A 16,398-nucleotide genomic window follows, 5' to 3' on the forward strand; every position below is an offset into this window, starting at 1 on the left:
CGATGAAAAAACTATTCAACCTTGCCGCCCTCCTCCTGGTGGCCGGCCTGAGCACTGTCGCTCAGGCTGAGGAAATCCGTGTGATGACCTCCGGTGGTTTCACCGCTGCCTATAAAGTCCTCGGCCCGAAATTTGCCGCCGCCACCGGCAATACCCTGGACACCATTCTCGGCCCGTCCATGGGCAAGGCCCCGGAAGCGATCCCCAATCGCCTGGCGCGTGGTGAAAAAGCCGACGTGGTGATCATGGTCGGCTATGCCCTCGATGAGCTGATCAAGCAAGGCAAGGTCGACCCGGCTTCACGGGTGGAACTGGCGGATTCGCGGATCGGCCTGGTGGTGCGCAACGGTGCGCCGACGCCGGACATCAGCTCTGAACAGGCGCTGAAAAAGACCCTGCTCGACGCCAAATCGGTGGCCTATTCCGACAGCGCCAGCGGTGTGTACATCGAGAAGCAACTGTTCAAACGCCTGGGCATCGAAGATCAGCTCAAGCCCAAGTCGACAATGATCCCGAAAATCCCGGTGGGCTCGGTGGTTGCCACCGGCGACTATCAACTGGGCTTTCAACAGGTCAGCGAACTGCTGCCGGTGCCGGGGGTGAAGTTCGTCGGCAAGATCCCGGAGTCGCTGCAATCGGTCACCCGTTTTGCCGCCGGCATTCCGTTGGGCGCGCAACACCCGGCCGAAGCCAGGGCCTTGCTGGATTACCTGGCCTCCCCGGCCGCCCGGCCCGAGGTCGAAGCCACCGGCCTGGATCCGGTCAGTCGCTGACGGTCGGTGGCTGGACTCTCATCGCCACCACCAACCGCTCCAGTTCCAGTGCCGCCGGGGTCAATGTGCGACCCCGGCGCTTGATCAGCCCGACGCTGCGCATCACCTGCGGATCGGTCAGCGGCACCCGGGTCAGAATCGGGTGATCCTCTGCCGGCATCGCCATCAACGGCACTGCTGCCACGCCAAGCCCCGCTTCCACCAGTCCGATCATCGTCGTCACGTGCCGTGTTTCGCAGATGCTCTGGCGCTTGGGCACGACGCCGGCCAGTGCCTGATCCAGCAGGAAGCGGTTGCCGGAGGTCTTGTCCAGCGAGATGTAATCCTGCTGATAAAACTCGTCCCAACTGACACTGCTGCGCCCGGCCAACGGGTGATCCCGGCGACAGGCCACCACATAACTTTCCTGCACCAGCGGCTCGAACTCGACTTCGGCCTCCTGGGTGCCCATGAAACTCAAACCGAAATCCGCCTCGCCATTGACCACCGCGCTGAGCACGTCGTGGGCGCTGGAGTCGAGCACCTTGACCTTGATCCGGGGAAACTGGCGGTGGTAGTGGGCGACCACCCGAGGCATGAAGTAGTAGGCCGCAGACGGCACACAGGCGACCGTGACGTGACCGAGCCGGGTCGAGGCAACTTCGCTGATGCCCAGCAGCGCCACGTCCAGATCGTCCAGCAAGCGCTCGACACTGGGCATGAAACCGCGTCCGGCCTGGGTCAGGCTGACGCGGCGGGTGGTGCGTTCGAAGAGCTTTACACCGAGGGCGTCTTCGAGTTTTTCGATACGTCGGCTCAGGGCCGGCTGGGAGATACGCACCGTGTCGGCGGCCTTGCGAAAACTGCCCTGCTCCACCACGGCGCGGAAGGCTTGCAGGTCGTTGAGGTCGAAGTTGATGGCCATGATGCGCACTCGCAGGAACGGGCAGATTGATCAGCTTATCCTATGGGTGAGGCTAATTGATGCAAAATGTAACAGCATCATTGCCTGATACACCGTCATCGCGAGCAAGCTCGCTCCCACACTGGATCTTCACCGCACCGCCATTTTGTGATCAGGCCGAGAACCCTGTGGGAGCGAGCTTGCTCCCACACGGGACCTCCATTGCACATCCCTTTTGTGGTCAGTCCGAGAACCCTGTGGGAGCGAGCTTGCTCGCGATGACGGTGTGTCAGGCGACTTCATTGCACCTGCATGGCTGACGCACAAAGCATCAACCCTTATCCTAGACGCCCCGCCGTACCGAGTTCTGGAGTTTTGCCATGCCCCATGAAGGCAACCTGTTGCAAGCCGCTGTCGTGTTTCTGCTCGCGGCGGTGCTCACCGTGCCGTTGGCCAAACGCCTGCAATTGGGCGCGGTGCTGGGTTATCTGTTTGCCGGGGTGATCATCGGCCCCTCGGTGCTGGGGCTGATCGGCAATCCGCAAAGCGTCAGCCATATCTCCGAACTGGGGGTGGTGTTGCTGCTGTTCATCATTGGCCTGGAACTGTCGCCGCGACGCTTGTGGGTGATGCGCAAAGCCGTGTTTGGCGTCGGCCTGGCGCAGGTGCTGCTGACCGGTTCGGTGATTGGCGTGCTGGCGTGGACGGTGTTCGGCCAGGCGCTGAACAGCGCCATTGTGCTGGGCCTCGGGCTGGCGCTGTCGTCCACCGCGTTCGGCCTGCAAAGCCTGGCCGAGCGCAAGGAGCTGACCAGCCCCCACGGGCGGCTGGCGTTCGCGATTCTGCTGTTCCAGGACATTGCCGCCATTCCGCTGATCGCCATGGTGCCGCTGCTGGCCGGCGGCGATCACACCGCCAGCGCCGCCGACGATTTGAACCATGGCCTGCGGGTGCTGGGCAGCATCGCCGTGGTGGTGATTGGCGGTCGGTATCTGTTGCGGCCGGTGTTTCGCATTGTGGCCAGAACGGGGCTGCCCGAAGTGTCCACCGCCACCGCGCTGCTGGTGGTGATTGGCACCGCGTGGCTGATGGACCTGGTGGGCGTGTCGATGGCCCTCGGCGCGTTCCTCGCCGGCTTGCTGCTGGCCGACTCCGAATACCGTCACGAACTCGAAGCGCAAATCGAACCGTTCAAAGGCTTGCTGCTGGGGCTGTTTTTCATCAGCGTCGGCATGGGCGCCAACCTGAGTCTGTTGCTCAGCGCACCAATCACTGTGCTGGGGCTGACCCTGCTGCTGATCGCCATCAAGCTGCCGTTGCTGTTCGTCGTCGGGCGTCTGGCCGGCGGCCTGAACAGGGTCAGTGCAATACGGCTGGGCATCGTGCTGGCGGCGGGCGGTGAGTTTGCGTTTGTGGTGTTCAAGATCGGTCGCGACCAAGGGCTGTTCGAGCCGCGTCTGTACGACTTGCTGGTGCTGACCATCACCCTGTCCATGGCGGTAACGCCGCTGTTGTTGCTGTTGTGCGCGCGGCTGGTCAGCCCGAAAGTCAAACCGGTGGAAGTGCCGGAGAAATTCCGCGAAATCGACACCGACGCGCCCCGTGTGGTGATTGCCGGCATGGGCCGGATGGGGCAGATCGTGGCGCGGATTCTGCGTGCGCAGAACATCAAGTTCGTCGCCCTCGATACGTCGGTGGAAACCATCGAGTTGTCCCGCAGTTTTGGCGGCGTGCCTGTGTTCTACGGCGACCCGATGCGCCCGGAAATCCTCGCCGCCGCCAAGGTCGAGCAGGCCGAATACTTCGTGATCGCCACCGATGACCCGGACACCAATATCAAGACCGCCGAGCTGGTACACAAGCTGTACCCGCACATGAAAATCATCGCCCGGGCGCGTAACCGCCAGCACGTCCATCGCCTGGTGGACCTGGGGGCCGAGGCGGTGCGCGAGACGTATTATTCAAGCCTGGAAATGAGCCGACGCACCCTGATCGGGCTGGGGCTGAGCCAGGCTCAGGCCGATGCGCGGATCAAGCGCTTCAAGCATCACGACGAACAGGTGCTGGAGGCTCAGCACGCTATTTATGATGACGCGGCCAAAGTGCTGCAAACGGCTCAGGAAGCCAGGGCTGAACTGGCTCGGTTGTTTGAGGCGGATCAGTTGGAGGAAGAGGAATCGGGCAGGGTTTGAGCCTTGGGTGACCATGAGGCCGCCTTCGCGGGCAAGCCTGCTCCCACAGGGGGGCTGGTGAATGCCATGGATCTCTTGGGAAAGGAATCAGGCAGGGTTTGAGCCTTGGGTGACCATGAGGCCGCCTTCGCGGGCAAGCCCGCTCCCACAGGGGGGCTGGTGAATGCCATGGATCTCTTGGGAAAGGAATCAGGCAGGGTTTGAGCCTTGGGTGACCATGAGGCCGCCTTCGCGGGCAAGCCTGCTCCCACAGGGGGGCTGGTGAATGCCATGGATCTCTTGGGAAAGGAATCAGGCAGGGTTTGAGCCTTGGGTGACTGTGAGGCCGCCTTCGCGGGCAAGCCCGCTCCCACAGGGGGGCTGGTGAATGCCATGGATCTCTTGGGAAAGGAATCAGGCAGGGTTTGAGCCTTGGGTGACCATGAGGCCGCCTTCGCGGGCAAGCCCGCTCCCACAGGGGGGCTGGTGAATGCCATGGATCTCTTGGGAAAGGAATCAGGCAGGTTTGAGCCTTGGGTGACTGTGAGGCCGCCTTCGCGGGCAAGCCCGCTCCCACAGGGGATTCGAGTACGCCATAGATCCCCTGCTTGCGAAGGCGGCCTCATGGTCACCTCAAATCCCCGGTCGGGTCTAGGCTGTCTGCATCACCCCTGACTCCCCTGGAGGTTCTGTCATGCAACTCGAAGGCTCCTGTCATTGCGGCGCGGTGTCGTTCAGCCTCAGCAGCGCTCACCCCTGCCCTTATCAGCGCTGCTATTGCTCGATCTGTCGCAAGACCCAGGGCGGTGGCGGCTATGCGATCAACCTCGGGGGCGATGCCGCCAGTCTCAAGGTTCACGGGCGCAAACACATCGCGATTTACCATGCGCGGCTCAAGGACGATGGTGATAAACGCGCTCACAGCAGCAGCGCCGAACGGCATTTCTGTTCGCAGTGTGGCACCGGATTATGGCTGTTCAGCCCCGAGTGGCCGGAACTGATTCACCCGTTCGCCTCGGCCATCGACACCCCGCTGCCGGTGCCGCCGGAACACACTCATTTGATGCTGGGTTCAAAAGCGCCGTGGGTCGAAGTGCAGGTACAGCCCAAGGACAAACAGTTCGACGTCTACCCCGAAGAGTCCATTGCCCAATGGCATGAGCGCCTGGGCCTGACCCGCTGAGCAGCGTTCACAGTCTTTGACAGTTTCCCGACAAAGCTGCCAAAGATTGTGCGCGGGCAGCCGCCTAGCATGGCGCATCCAACTGCCTCGGGTGTCCCCATGCTTCGTTCGTGCTGTGTGTCATTGACTTCGCTTTGCCTGCTGTTGCCGGCCAACACGTTACGCGCCGAGGACTGGCGCTACGTCCTGCGTGCCGGCGTGGCGACTGCGTCCCGTTACAGTGGCAGCACCGAGCGCGCGGTCGTGCCGCTGGTGGGCGGCGAGATCGTCAGCCCTTACGGCGTATTCCTCGACACTGAAAAGGGCCTGGGCTGGGCGTTCGATGAAGACGATTTCGGCCTCAGCGTGTACGTCGGCGCCAGCGATGTGCGCAAGGACCGCAAGACTGGTTTCAAGGGTTCGGATGAACTCAACGGCATGGGCTCGATCAAGCCGCGGCCGGTGCTGGGGCTCGATGGCACGTATCAGATGGGACCGATCATCCTCGGTGCGAGCCTGCAGCATGCGATGGAAAAAGATAATGACGATCACGACACCGGTTTGTCCTGGAACCGCTTGAAACTGAGCATCAGCACACCGTTCTACGAAGGCCGCTACGGCACGGTGACGGGCAGCCTCAACAGTCAGTTTGGCGACCGCAACTATATGCGTACCTGGTATGGCGTCAGTGATGCACAGGCGTCGCGCAGCCAGTTCCGGGCTTATGACGCCCATGGTGGGCTGGTGAGTCGCGGCGCGGAGCTGACCTGGGCGGTGCCGATCAATGCACGGTGGAGTGTGTCGACGGTGATGGCGGTGCAGTATCTGGGTAAAGAGGCGGCGGATAGCCCGATTGTTGATCGGCGGTTGCAGGGGTCGTTGGCTGGGGAGGTGGTGTACAGTTTTTAGTGCTGCGTTGTGGCTGATGGCCCCATCGCGGGCAAGCCCACTCCCACATTGGATCTGTGCCAGGCAAAAACTCAATGTGCACTACACATCCACTGAGGAAGATTTGTGGTGCAACTGAATGCCCCATCGCGGGCAAGCCCGCTTCCACATTTGATCGGTGTCGTACACAAATCCACTGTGCACTACAAATCCAATGTGGGGGCTTGCCCGCGAAGAGGCCAGTCAGAGCACCACAAAAGCCTAATCCAGATGCGCCCAGGTCATGCAAAACGACGCCCCGCCCCACGGCGATTCCGCCACTTGCACCTGCCCGCCATGGGAGTGCGACACCCGGCGCACCAGCGCCAGTCCCAGGCCAAACCCGCCAGTACGCCGGTCGCGGCTGGCGTCCAGGCGGGCGAACGGTTCGAAGATCTTCTCCCGCCCGTCCACCGGCACGCCCGGCCCGTCGTCGTTGACCCGCACTTCGTAATGATCACCCGTGCGTACCAGCGACACCTCGACCCGCCGCTCGGCATAGCGAATGGCATTGCGCAGCAGATTGATCACCGCACGGGCCATGAACCGTGGCTCGATGCGGACGTGCTCGACCTGACACTCGACAATCAGCAGCTGCACCCCCGCCGCTTCCGCTTCCAGCGCGACGCTGCCCACCACGCTGTCGAGCCAGCTGCTGGCCTGAATGTTCTCGCGGGTAATCACCGTGGCGCCGCGCTCAAGGCTGGCGTAGGTCAGCAGTTCGGAGACCATTTCCTCCAGCTCGCCGAGGTCGGCGTACATGTCGGCGATCAGTTCGCGATTCTGGGTCGGATCGGGCTGTTGCTTGAGCTGGTCGAGCTCGAACGATAACCGGGCAATCGGCGTGCGCAGTTCGTGGGACACCGCATTGGTCAGCTCACGCTGATTGGCGATCAGGCCTTCGATGCGTGCGGCCATCAGGTTGAAGTGCTCCGCCAGGTCGCGGATGTTCGAGCGTTTGGACAATTCAATGCGCGTCGACAGATTGTTATCGCCAAAGCGTTGCGCCGCCAGACGCAATTTCTCCAGATCGCGCCAGTGCGGTCGCACCCAGAAGAACAGCACGATCCCCAGCAACACCCCGAGCATCGAATAGGCGGCGACCATGTACAGCGTATTGAGTTGGGTTTCGGGGGGCATTTCGATGCTGAGTAACTGGTCGCTGTCGTCAATGCGCGAGATGAACCGTGTGTAGTTCTTGCGCACCACCAGTGTGTGATTGGCCAGCTCGGTTTTTTCCGTGTCACTGAGCGCCAGCTCGCCGGCCTCGACCAGCCCCAGCTGCAACCCGTAGTGCGGTTGCAGTTGCTGGATTTGCTGCGCACGAGCGGGTTTGTCCAACGGGCGCAACTGCTCCGCCAGCGAATACGCCGGACCGCGCACGGCATCACGGTTATAGGTTTTCAAAGTGCCGTCGAGCAGCGCGTTGAAGGTGCGGTCGACCACTTCCAGCGACGCCACCAGCCCGACGGCCAGCATGATGAACAGCCCGAAATAAAGACGCAGCATCTACAGCTCCCACGCAAACGGATTGAACAGATAACCCTTGCCCCACACGGTCTTGATGCAGATCGGCTCACGCGGATTGTCCTTGAGCTTGGCCCGCAGCTTGCTGATGTACACATCGACGCTGCGGTTCAGACCATCGAAGGCGATGCCGCGCATCCGGTTGAGGATGTCGTCACGGGTCAGGGTCTTGCCAGCGGCGCTGGCCAGCAGCCAGAGCAGTTCGAACTCCATGGTGCTGAGCTCGATGCCCTCGCCCGCCAGGCGCACTTCACGGCAACTGCGGTCGATACTCAGGTTGCCGAACTCCAGTGCACTGCACACCGCGTTGTCCGGCGCCTGGCGACGTTGCAAGGCGCGCAGGCGGGCCAGCAGTACAGGGGGCTTGATCGGTTTGATCACGTAATCGTCGGCGCCGGATTCCAGGCCGAGGATGTGGTCAAGATCGTCTTCCTTGGCCGTCAGAATGACGATGGGCGTATCGGACACACTGCGGATTTCCCGGCACACATGCAAACCGCTCTGGCCCGGCAACATCAGGTCGAGCACGACGATTTTTGGCTTGAAGTCGAGGAACGCCGCCAGCGCCAGGTCGCCACGGAACACCGTCTGGACCTCGAAACCATGTTGGGACAGGAAATAGGCGATCAGCCCCGCGAGTTTTTCGTCGTCTTCCACCAGCAATACTTTGCCAAAACCCAGGTTATCCATAACGACCGTCTGCCAACCCATGAATGAAGTGGGCGCCATTATGGCGGCAATCGGCGGGCGCACGCGTATGACAGGCAGCAAAAACCGGCCTCGGGGCCGGTTTTGGGTGATGTTTCATACTCTTAAGAGTTTTTAACAATTCAAATCACGACGATGAACGCTCGGGCTGCGTTCGGACGATCTTTTGATCTTCATGCGGCGGCGGGCACGCCGCTGTGAAAGCGGAATTCCACGTCCGGCGACTCGATCAACTCCTGCTCGGCCGCACGAACGCGGTCGATGACCTGAGCGATATCCTTGGCATCACCGTACTGGTAAGCCAGTTTCAGATAGCCCTGGAAATGCCGGGCTTCGCTTTTCAGCAAACCGAAGTAGAACTTGCCCAGTTCTTCGTCCAGATGCGGCACCAATGCCTCGAAACGCTCGCAACTGCGGGCCTCGATAAAAGCACCGACCACCAGCGTATCCACCAGTTTCACCGGTTCGTGACTGCGCACCACTTTGCGCAGGCCCGAGGCGTAACGCCCGGCGGACAGCTGACGCAGCTCGATCTTGCGCTTTTTCATCAGGCGCATGACCTGCTCGTGGTGCACCAGCTCTTCCCGGGCCAGGCGCGACATCAGGTTGATCAGGTCAACGTGGGAGTGGTACTTGGCGATCAGGCTCAACGCCGTGCTGGCGGCCTTGAACTCGCAGTTCTTGTGGTCGATCAGCAGGGTTTCCTGATCGGCCAGCGCGGCTTGGACCCAGCCGTCGGGGGTGCGGCAGCCGAGGAACTCGTGAATTTCGGGAAGGATCATGGGGCTCACGGATAAAAAGGTTTTCGAGCGAAGGGCGCCGATTATACCGGCCCGTCGGCAGACCACCAGTCGCCACCGTTGATATGCATCAAGTACCCGGTTCACGACCAGCAACTATAGTTGTGCAACGCCCCCGCTTCTTACTTTTCTGGAGAGCCCGCACATGCAAGCCATTCGCAGCATTCTGGTGGTCATCGAACCCGAACACGCGGAAAGCCTGGCGCTTAAACGGGCCAAGTTGATCGCCGGCGTGACCCAGGCCCATCTGCACCTGCTGGTGTGCGATAAAAAGCACGACCACAGTGGCATGTTGGGCGTGCTCAAGGCCGCGCTGTTGCAGGACGGCTACAGCGTCACCACCGAACAGGCGTGGAACGAAAGCCTGCACGAAACCATCGTCGACGTGCAGCAGGCCGAAGGCTGCGGGTTGGTGGTCAAGCAACACTTCCCCGACAGCCCCCTGAAAAAGGCCCTGCTGACCCCGGCGGACTGGAAACTGCTGCGCTATTGCCCGACGCCGGTATTGCTGGTGAAGACCTGCAAACCCTGGGCGGGTGGCGTGATTCTGGCGGCGATCGACGTCGGTAACACGGATGCCGAGCACCGCTCCCTGCACGCGTGCATCGTCGATCATGGCTACGACATCGCCGCGCTGGCCAAGGCTCAGTTGCATGTGGTGAGCGCCCACCCGTCACCGATGCTGTCGTCGGCGGACCCGGTGTTTCAACTGCGCGAAACCATCGAGGCCAAGTACCGCGAGCAGTGCAAGGCGTTCCAGGCCGAGTTCGACATAGACGATGCGCATCTGCACATCGAGGAAGGCCCGGCGGACGTGCTGATTCCGCACACGGTGCACAAGCTTCAGGCGGCGGTGGTGGTCATCGGCACCGTGGCGCGCACCGGGTTGTCCGGGGCGTTGATCGGCAATACGGCAGAAGTGGTGCTGGATGCGGTGGAGAGCGATGTGCTGGTGCTCAAGCCGGAAGACATCATGGACCATCTGGAAGAGGTGGTGACGCGGCATTGAGCGCCTGACGGTTGTCGCAAGGAGGGTGTCAGGGCGCTTCTGTGGCGAGGAAGCTTGCTCCCGCTTGAGTGCGTAGCGCTCACAAGCATTCGGGCCCGCTTCGCAGCCCAGCGGGGGCAAGCGCCCTCGCCACAACAAGCTCACTCGCCGCAGAATCCAGGATCAGCCGCTGAAGGCGTCCTTGAGGAAACCCGGCGCAATGTAGCGCTCGTAATGCGCTTCAGACAGAAGGAAAAACTCCCGATCAATGGCATCGCGCAGTTCCGGCAGGTTCCACTCGCGAAACTCCGGCATCAGCACCATGCCATACGCCTCCAGGTTATTGATCACCCGCGCACCCCGGGCGATCAATTGGTAGGCCCAGCAATACTCCGACTGATGCGGCACAAAACGAATTTTGCGTTGCTCAAGCTGCTGGCGCAGCAGACGCGGATCGAACACTTCCAGCTTGCTGGCCATCACTTGTGACAGCAACTGCTCAAGACGCAGCCACACCGCACGCTTTTCCTCCTCGTTGTAACCGTTCCAATTGATCACTTCATGGTGGAAACGCTTGCAGCCACGGCACACCAGATCACCGTAAACGGTGGAGCAGAGGCCGACGCAGGGGGTCTTGATAGTCTGATTGGGCATAGATAGGCAAAACATCAGGAAAGCAGAACAGGTCAGCATGTTAGCCCTTTGCCCAACATTCATCACCCCTCAAAGTTCAGGGTCTCGGGGTCTGTCGGACTTTGGCCCGGCAACGCGACTCGCCACCAAAGTCCAATACCCCCTGACTTACCTTTAAATTTTTTTTGCCGTAGAATCAGCCAGCCTTTTAAGGCGCCAATGTCCGTTAGAAGCTGTTTTCAAAGCGTCACGAGCACAGTCGTTCCTTCAGAGCGGTGTTGGCGACGGGTTTTTCCAGCGGGGAAAAGCCCAACGCCAACCCTCATCAGCTCCCCGTTCTGCAGGCGTAAAACTTTGAAAGCAGCTTCTGTAAGGAATTGCCGGTAATTCTGGCCAAGCGGCCCACAACGCCGCGCGGCGCATGAGTACGGCAATTTCGGGATGAGCGTCCCGGACACCCATTTGGGACCACTGATGAGGGTAATAACTGTGCTTGAAGCCTACCGCAAACATATCGAAGAGCGTGCAGCACTGGGTATCGTTCCCCAGCCGCTTAACGCCGAACAAACAGCCGGCCTGGTCGAGCTGCTGAAAAATCCCCCGGCTGGCGAAGAAGCTTTCCTCGTTGACCTGATCACCAATCGCATTCCGCCTGGCGTGGACGAAGCGGCCTATGTAAAGGCCGGCTTCCTGTCTGCCCTGGCCAAGGGCGAAGCCACCTCCCCTCTGATCGACAAGAAACGCGCTGTTGAACTGCTCGGCACCATGCAGGGCGGCTACAACATCGTGACCCTGGTTGACCTGCTCGACAGCGCCGAACTGGCCCCTGTCGCTGCCGCTCAACTCAAGCACACCCTGCTGATGTTCGATGCGTTCCACGACGTGGCCGAAAAAGCCAAAAACGGCAACGAACATGCCAAAGGCGTGATCCAGTCCTGGGCTGACGGCGAGTGGTTCCGCAACCGCCCTGTCCTGGCCGACAAGATCAGCCTGCGCGTGTTCAAGGTCACCGGCGAAACCAACACCGACGACCTGTCCCCTGCCCCGGATGCCTGGTCCCGCCCGGATATCCCGCTGCACGCCCTGGCCATGCTGAAAATGGCCCGTGAAGGCATCGTGCCTGACGCTCAAGGCGTCACCGGCCCGATGAAGCAGATCGAAGAAATGCGCGGTCAAGGCTTCCCTATCGCCTACGTCGGTGACGTGGTCGGTACCGGTTCGTCGCGTAAATCGGCGACCAACTCGGTGCTGTGGTTCTTCGGCGACGACGTTCCTTACGTACCGAACAAGCGTGCTGGCGGTTTCTGCTTCGGCAGCAAGATCGCTCCGATCTTCTACAACACCATGGAAGATGCCGGCGCACTGCCGATCGAGTTCGACGTTACCAACATGAACATGGGCGACGTGATCGACCTGTATCCGCATGCTGGCAAAGTCTGCAAGCACGGCACCGACGAAGTCCTGACCACCTTCGAAATGAAGACCCCGGTCCTGTTGGACGAAGTTCGTGCTGGCGGCCGTATCCCGCTGATCATCGGTCGCGGCCTGACCGACAAGGCTCGCGCCGAACTGGGCCTGGGCCCTACCGATCTGTTCAAACTGCCTGAAGCACCTGTCGACACCGGCAAGGGCTACACCCTGGCACAGAAAATGGTCGGCAAGGCTTGCGGTCTGCCAGAAGGCAAAGGCGTTCGTCCGGGTACTTACTGCGAACCGAAAATGACCACCGTCGGCTCCCAGGACACCACCGGTCCAATGACCCGTGACGAACTGAAAGACCTGGCGTGCCTGGGCTTCTCGACCGACCTGGTGATGCAGTCCTTCTGCCACACCGCGGCGTATCCAAAGCCGATCGACGTGACCACCCACCACACCCTGCCTGACTTCATCATGACCCGCGGCGGCGTTTCCCTGCGTCCGGGGGACGGCATCATCCACAGCTGGCTGAACCGCATGCTGCTGCCGGACACCGTCGGTACCGGTGGTGACTCGCACACCCGCTTCCCAATGGGCATTTCGTTCCCGGCCGGTTCCGGTCTGGTTGCGTTTGCTGCTGCCACCGGCGTCATGCCGCTGGACATGCCGGAATCGATCCTGGTGCGCTTCAAAGGCAAAATGCAGCCGGGCGTGACCCTGCGTGACCTGGTTCACGCCATTCCTTACTTCGCGATCCAGGCTGGCCTGCTGACCGTCGAGAAGAAAGGCAAGAAGAACGCCTTCTCCGGCCGCATCCTGGAAATCGAAGGCCTGGACAACCTGAGCATCGAGCAGGCTTTCGAGCTGTCCGACGCCTCGGCCGAACGTTCGGCTGCCGGTTGCACCATCAAGCTGTCGAAAGAGTCGATCACCGAGTACCTGAACTCCAACATCACCCTGCTGCGCTGGATGATCGGCGAAGGCTACGGCGATGCACGTACGCTGGAACGTCGCGCCCAAGCGATGGAAGCCTGGGTTGCCAACCCTGAGCTGATGGTTGCCGATGCTGACGCCGAATACGCTGAAGTCATCGAAATCGACCTGGCCGACATCAAGGAGCCTGTGCTCTGCGCGCCAAACGATCCGGACGACGCCCGTCTGCTGTCCAGCGTTGCTGGTGAGAAGATCGACGAAGTGTTCATCGGTTCGTGCATGACCAACATTGGTCACTTCCGCGCTGCCGGTAAACTGCTGGATCAGGTCAAGGGTCAGCTGCCAACCCGTCTGTGGCTGTCGCCGCCGACCAAGATGGACGCTCACCAACTGACCGAAGAAGGCTACTACGGCATCTACGGCAAGGCCGGCGCGCGCATGGAAATGCCGGGCTGCTCGCTGTGCATGGGTAACCAGGCACGCGTAGAGCCGAACTCGACTGTGGTGTCGACGTCGACCCGTAACTTCCCGAACCGTCTGGGTGACGGCGCGAACGTCTACCTGGCTTCGGCCGAGCTGGCGTCTGTTGCTTCCATCCTGGGTCGCCTGCCGACCGTCGAGGAGTACATGGAATACGCTGGCAAGATCGACAGCATGGCGGCCGATGTCTACCGCTACCTGTCCTTCGACCAGATTGCCGAGTTCCGTGAAGCTGCTGCGAACGCCAACATTCCGGTCGTTCAAGCCTAACGCTGCAACGCAATGAAAACGCCGCCCATCGCGAGATGAGCGGCGTTTTTTTATGCCTGTACACAATGCCAAATCCACCCCGTCTCCCCTGTGGGTCAGACAGTGTGCGACTTGAGTGCCACTTGCACCGCTCCATCCACACTCAAATCGCTGAACACCACCTGCTCCCTCTCCTGCTCCGGCAACTTCAACAGCACGCTCTGCGCCTCATGCTTGAGTCGCGCCAGGATCAGCAGTTTGTCCTCGGCCCGCACCTGCAGGAAAAACGCCTCCAGCGCTTCAATGCTGGTGCCGTCCAGATCAGGCGATTCTTCCAGGCTGAGAATGATGGTGTGCACCGGCGGCGAAGCATGCCGGGCCAGCCGCAGGGCACCACCGAGAATGCGTTCCACGTTGGCGAAAAACAACGCCTCGCCGGGCCGTACAATCAGCACATCGGGAATCTGTCGGGCATCCGGATGGCGTTGTACATCGACATAGTCATGACCGCTGCCCATCTGTCCCAACACTTGGATGTCCGCCGACGACATCTGCTTGAGCATCAGCACCACACTGATCGCCACCGCCACCAGCAAGCCGTCCAACACCCCCAACACCAACACCGCCGCCACTGCGCAGATCACCAGCACCCGGTCACGACGCCAGATGAAATAGCGGCCCAGCGGCTGCAAACTCAAGCCACGGCCCAGTGCATGAATGACGATGGCAGCCAGTACCGGTTCCGGCGTCAGGGCGATATATGGCAGCACCGTCAACACGATGAGCAACACCACAGCCGCCGCCACGATGCCCGCCAGCTTCGAGGTCGCGCCCGCCGCCTCGTTGGCTGAGGTAGCAGAATAGCCAGCACCGGCCGGCATGCCATGGAACAGACCGGACAACAGATTCGACGCACCCAGTGCCAGCAAATCGCGATTCGACGACACCCGGTCGCCATGTTTCAGGGCAAACGAACTGATCGATCCATAAGACTCGGCATACAGAATCATCACCATGGCAAACGCCAGTTCGCCCAGGCGCAGCCAGTCGGCAAACGGCAGCAGCGGCAGACGCGGCATTTCCAGGCTCAGGTCAATCACCCCGATCAGTTGCACGCCATAAGCTGGCAGATTCAGCCAGTGGCTGGCGACAATGCCCAGCGCCACCACCAACAGGCCACCAGGCACGCGGCGAAAACGGGCGCACAGCATGAGCACCAGCAACGCCACCGCAGCCACCAGCGCGCCAACCCGGTTCCACTGCGGCCACTGCTCCAGCAGCTGTGGCAGAAAACGGATCAGGTTGATGTCCGTCAGGTGAACATCAACCACGTTCGCCACCTGCTTGAGGATGATGGTCACTGCCAGGCCGAAGGCAAAACCACGCAACACCGGCTTGGCAATGAATGACGTCACGCTGCCCAGCTTGAGCAGCCCCGCGATCAGGAACAGCGCCCCGGTGACCAGCACCAGCGCGACAGCCAGAGTCAGGCGCAAAGACGCATCACCGCCGGCCAGTGAGGCCGTGGCAGCCGCCAGTACCGCCGCCGAAGACGAGGTTGCCGAGACAATCGCAAAACGGCTGGTGCCCATCAGCGCGTAGCACAACAACCCGGCAAACAGCGCGATCACCCCGGCCTGTGGCGGCAACGCGGCAATGCTCGAATAAGCCACCGCTTCAGGCAGCAACAGCCCGGCAATCGATAACCCGGCCAGCAGGTCTTGCCAGCGGTTGGGTGCTTCGGGGCGAGAAGAGACGGCGACGCTCGACGGCTCAGTTGACAATCGGCCCCACCCAGCCCGGCAGATACCGAGCCTCCTGACTGCGGGCCAGGCCCATGGCTTTGGCCTGCAATTTTGGCCCCTGGTCGTTGATCAGGTCGCTGGCGATACGACTGCGAAAGAAGTCCGCCCACAGGAACTCGCTGTAGGGCGTGGCATCCTTGGCGTAGCCACCGGCCTGGCGCAGGAACCCGGCGAGGCTGCGATAGGGATCGTCCGGCAGGTCGACGATGCGTTTGGGAATGGCCTCGAAGGAACGCCTGGCGCCCCGACTGTCGTACGGGTGGGCCCACTGGTTGAAGTTCATCACATTCCAGAACGTCACCGGGTCGACAAACGACAGGTCCTTGAGCACCAGCAGCGAAACGCGCTTGACCTCTTCTTGCAGCAACGCAAGGCCAAAGTGGTGATGATCGACGATGTAGTAGTCGCCGTCCGGCCCCAACACACTGGGAAACCAGTGGTGATCAATCGCCGCAGCACGCTCTTTGCGCTTGAGCTTCTTCCACTCCAGACGCTTGGCCGCCACCTCGGCCAGGCCGACCGTGAGTTGCGTGGGCCGAAGTTTTTCCAGTTTGGCGCTGATCAATTGCGGGTGGGCACGGGGCATGGAAACTCTCCAGAGAAATGGCTTCTCTAGCGTAGCCGCTTATGCCTTGGGATGTGTGCGCTGGATCAGATGGGGAGACTGAACAAAGATGAAATGTGGGAGCAAGCTCGCTCCGGGCGGCGTTCCGACGAAGGCGCTGTGTCATTCAACATCAACGTCGACTGACACACCGCTTTCGCGAGCAGGCTCGCTCCCACAGGGTATTGCAGTGTTACCGATATTCTGGACTCGGCACAAACCCACTGTGGGAGCGTGGCTTGCCCGCGAAGGCGCTGTGTCATTCAACATCAAAGTCGACTGATACACCGCTTTTGTAGGAACGCCGCCCGGAGCGAGCCTGCTCGCGAAGGCAGACTC

Annotated in this window: 13 protein-coding genes; 6 read left to right on the forward strand and 7 right to left on the reverse strand. The window is 61.2% G+C overall.

Annotation, left to right across the window (positions count from 1 at the left end; all coding sequences use genetic code 11):
• The first annotated feature begins 2 nt into the window (after positions 1–2).
• Positions 3–773: a substrate-binding domain-containing protein gene (locus POF45_RS04140; RefSeq protein ID WP_282315151.1), complete on the forward strand. Its 771-nt coding sequence runs from the start codon at positions 3–5 to the stop codon at positions 771–773.
• On the opposite strand, the gene POF45_RS04145 is transcribed toward POF45_RS04140, so the two are convergent.
• Complete coding sequence (locus POF45_RS04145) at positions 763–1,677, reverse strand: LysR family transcriptional regulator (RefSeq protein ID WP_259494663.1); 915 nt, start codon at positions 1,675–1,677, stop codon at positions 763–765. The genes POF45_RS04140 and POF45_RS04145 overlap by 11 nt on opposite strands.
• Positions 1,678–2,036: 359 nt before the next feature.
• Between POF45_RS04145 and POF45_RS04150 the strand changes: the two genes are divergently transcribed.
• The 3 genes from POF45_RS04150 (at position 2,037) to POF45_RS04160 (ending at position 5,898) form a co-directional block, all read left to right on the forward strand.
• Positions 2,037–3,848 (forward strand): monovalent cation:proton antiporter-2 (CPA2) family protein, encoded by a 1,812-nt coding sequence (locus POF45_RS04150; protein ID WP_282315152.1) that lies wholly within the window; start codon positions 2,037–2,039, stop codon positions 3,846–3,848.
• Positions 3,849–4,521: 673 nt separating this feature from the next.
• A complete protein-coding gene (locus POF45_RS04155) occupies positions 4,522–5,010 on the forward strand; it encodes a GFA family protein (protein WP_282315153.1) in 489 nt (162 codons plus the stop codon).
• A 99-nt stretch (positions 5,011–5,109) separates the two neighbouring features.
• Positions 5,110–5,898, forward strand: coding sequence for a MipA/OmpV family protein (locus POF45_RS04160; RefSeq protein ID WP_282315154.1), 789 nt, complete (start codon positions 5,110–5,112; stop codon positions 5,896–5,898).
• A 240-nt stretch (positions 5,899–6,138) separates the two neighbouring features.
• Here the strand turns inward: POF45_RS04160 and POF45_RS04165 are convergent, their stop codons facing one another.
• The 3 genes from POF45_RS04165 to POF45_RS04175 form a co-directional block, all read right to left on the reverse strand.
• Complete coding sequence (locus tag POF45_RS04165) at positions 6,139–7,425, reverse strand: ATP-binding protein (protein WP_259494670.1); 1,287 nt, start codon at positions 7,423–7,425, stop codon at positions 6,139–6,141.
• The gene (locus tag POF45_RS04170) at positions 7,426–8,133 is read right to left on the reverse strand and encodes a winged helix-turn-helix domain-containing protein (RefSeq protein ID WP_259494671.1); all 708 of its coding nucleotides are present in this window, start codon (positions 8,131–8,133) and stop codon (positions 7,426–7,428) included. It lies immediately after the preceding gene.
• A gap of 191 nt (positions 8,134–8,324) precedes the next feature.
• Entirely contained in the window at positions 8,325–8,933 is a 609-nt protein-coding gene (locus POF45_RS04175; RefSeq protein WP_105345386.1) for a MiaE family protein, read from the reverse strand.
• 163 nt (positions 8,934–9,096) lie between these two features.
• Between POF45_RS04175 and POF45_RS04180 the strand changes: the two genes are divergently transcribed.
• Positions 9,097–9,960 (forward strand): universal stress protein, encoded by an 864-nt coding sequence (locus POF45_RS04180; protein WP_282315155.1) that lies wholly within the window; start codon positions 9,097–9,099, stop codon positions 9,958–9,960.
• Positions 9,961–10,122: 162 nt separating this feature from the next.
• On the opposite strand, the gene POF45_RS04185 is transcribed toward POF45_RS04180, so the two are convergent.
• A complete protein-coding gene (locus POF45_RS04185) occupies positions 10,123–10,593 on the reverse strand; it encodes a DUF1289 domain-containing protein (protein ID WP_259494674.1) in 471 nt (156 codons plus the stop codon).
• A gap of 468 nt (positions 10,594–11,061) precedes the next feature.
• Here POF45_RS04185 and acnB point away from each other — a divergent pair, with 468 nt between their 5' ends.
• A complete protein-coding gene (gene acnB / locus POF45_RS04190) occupies positions 11,062–13,671 on the forward strand; it encodes a bifunctional aconitate hydratase 2/2-methylisocitrate dehydratase (protein WP_259503200.1) in 2,610 nt (869 codons plus the stop codon).
• A 95-nt stretch (positions 13,672–13,766) separates the two neighbouring features.
• Here the strand turns inward: acnB and POF45_RS04195 are convergent, their stop codons facing one another.
• Positions 13,767–15,434 carry a SulP family inorganic anion transporter gene (locus POF45_RS04195; protein WP_282315156.1) on the reverse strand — a complete coding sequence of 556 codons (1,668 nt, stop codon included), beginning with the start codon at positions 15,432–15,434 and terminating at the stop codon, positions 13,767–13,769.
• The gene (locus tag POF45_RS04200; protein WP_282315157.1) at positions 15,424–16,041 is read right to left on the reverse strand and encodes a ParB-like protein; all 618 of its coding nucleotides are present in this window, start codon (positions 16,039–16,041) and stop codon (positions 15,424–15,426) included. Before POF45_RS04200 ends, POF45_RS04195 begins: the two co-directional genes overlap by 11 nt.
• Positions 16,042–16,398: the final 357 nt, after the last annotated feature.

Origin of the sequence: Pseudomonas fungipugnans (genome assembly GCF_029955235.1) — a bacterium.
Taxonomy (GTDB): domain Bacteria; phylum Pseudomonadota; class Gammaproteobacteria; order Pseudomonadales; family Pseudomonadaceae; genus Aquipseudomonas; species Aquipseudomonas fungipugnans.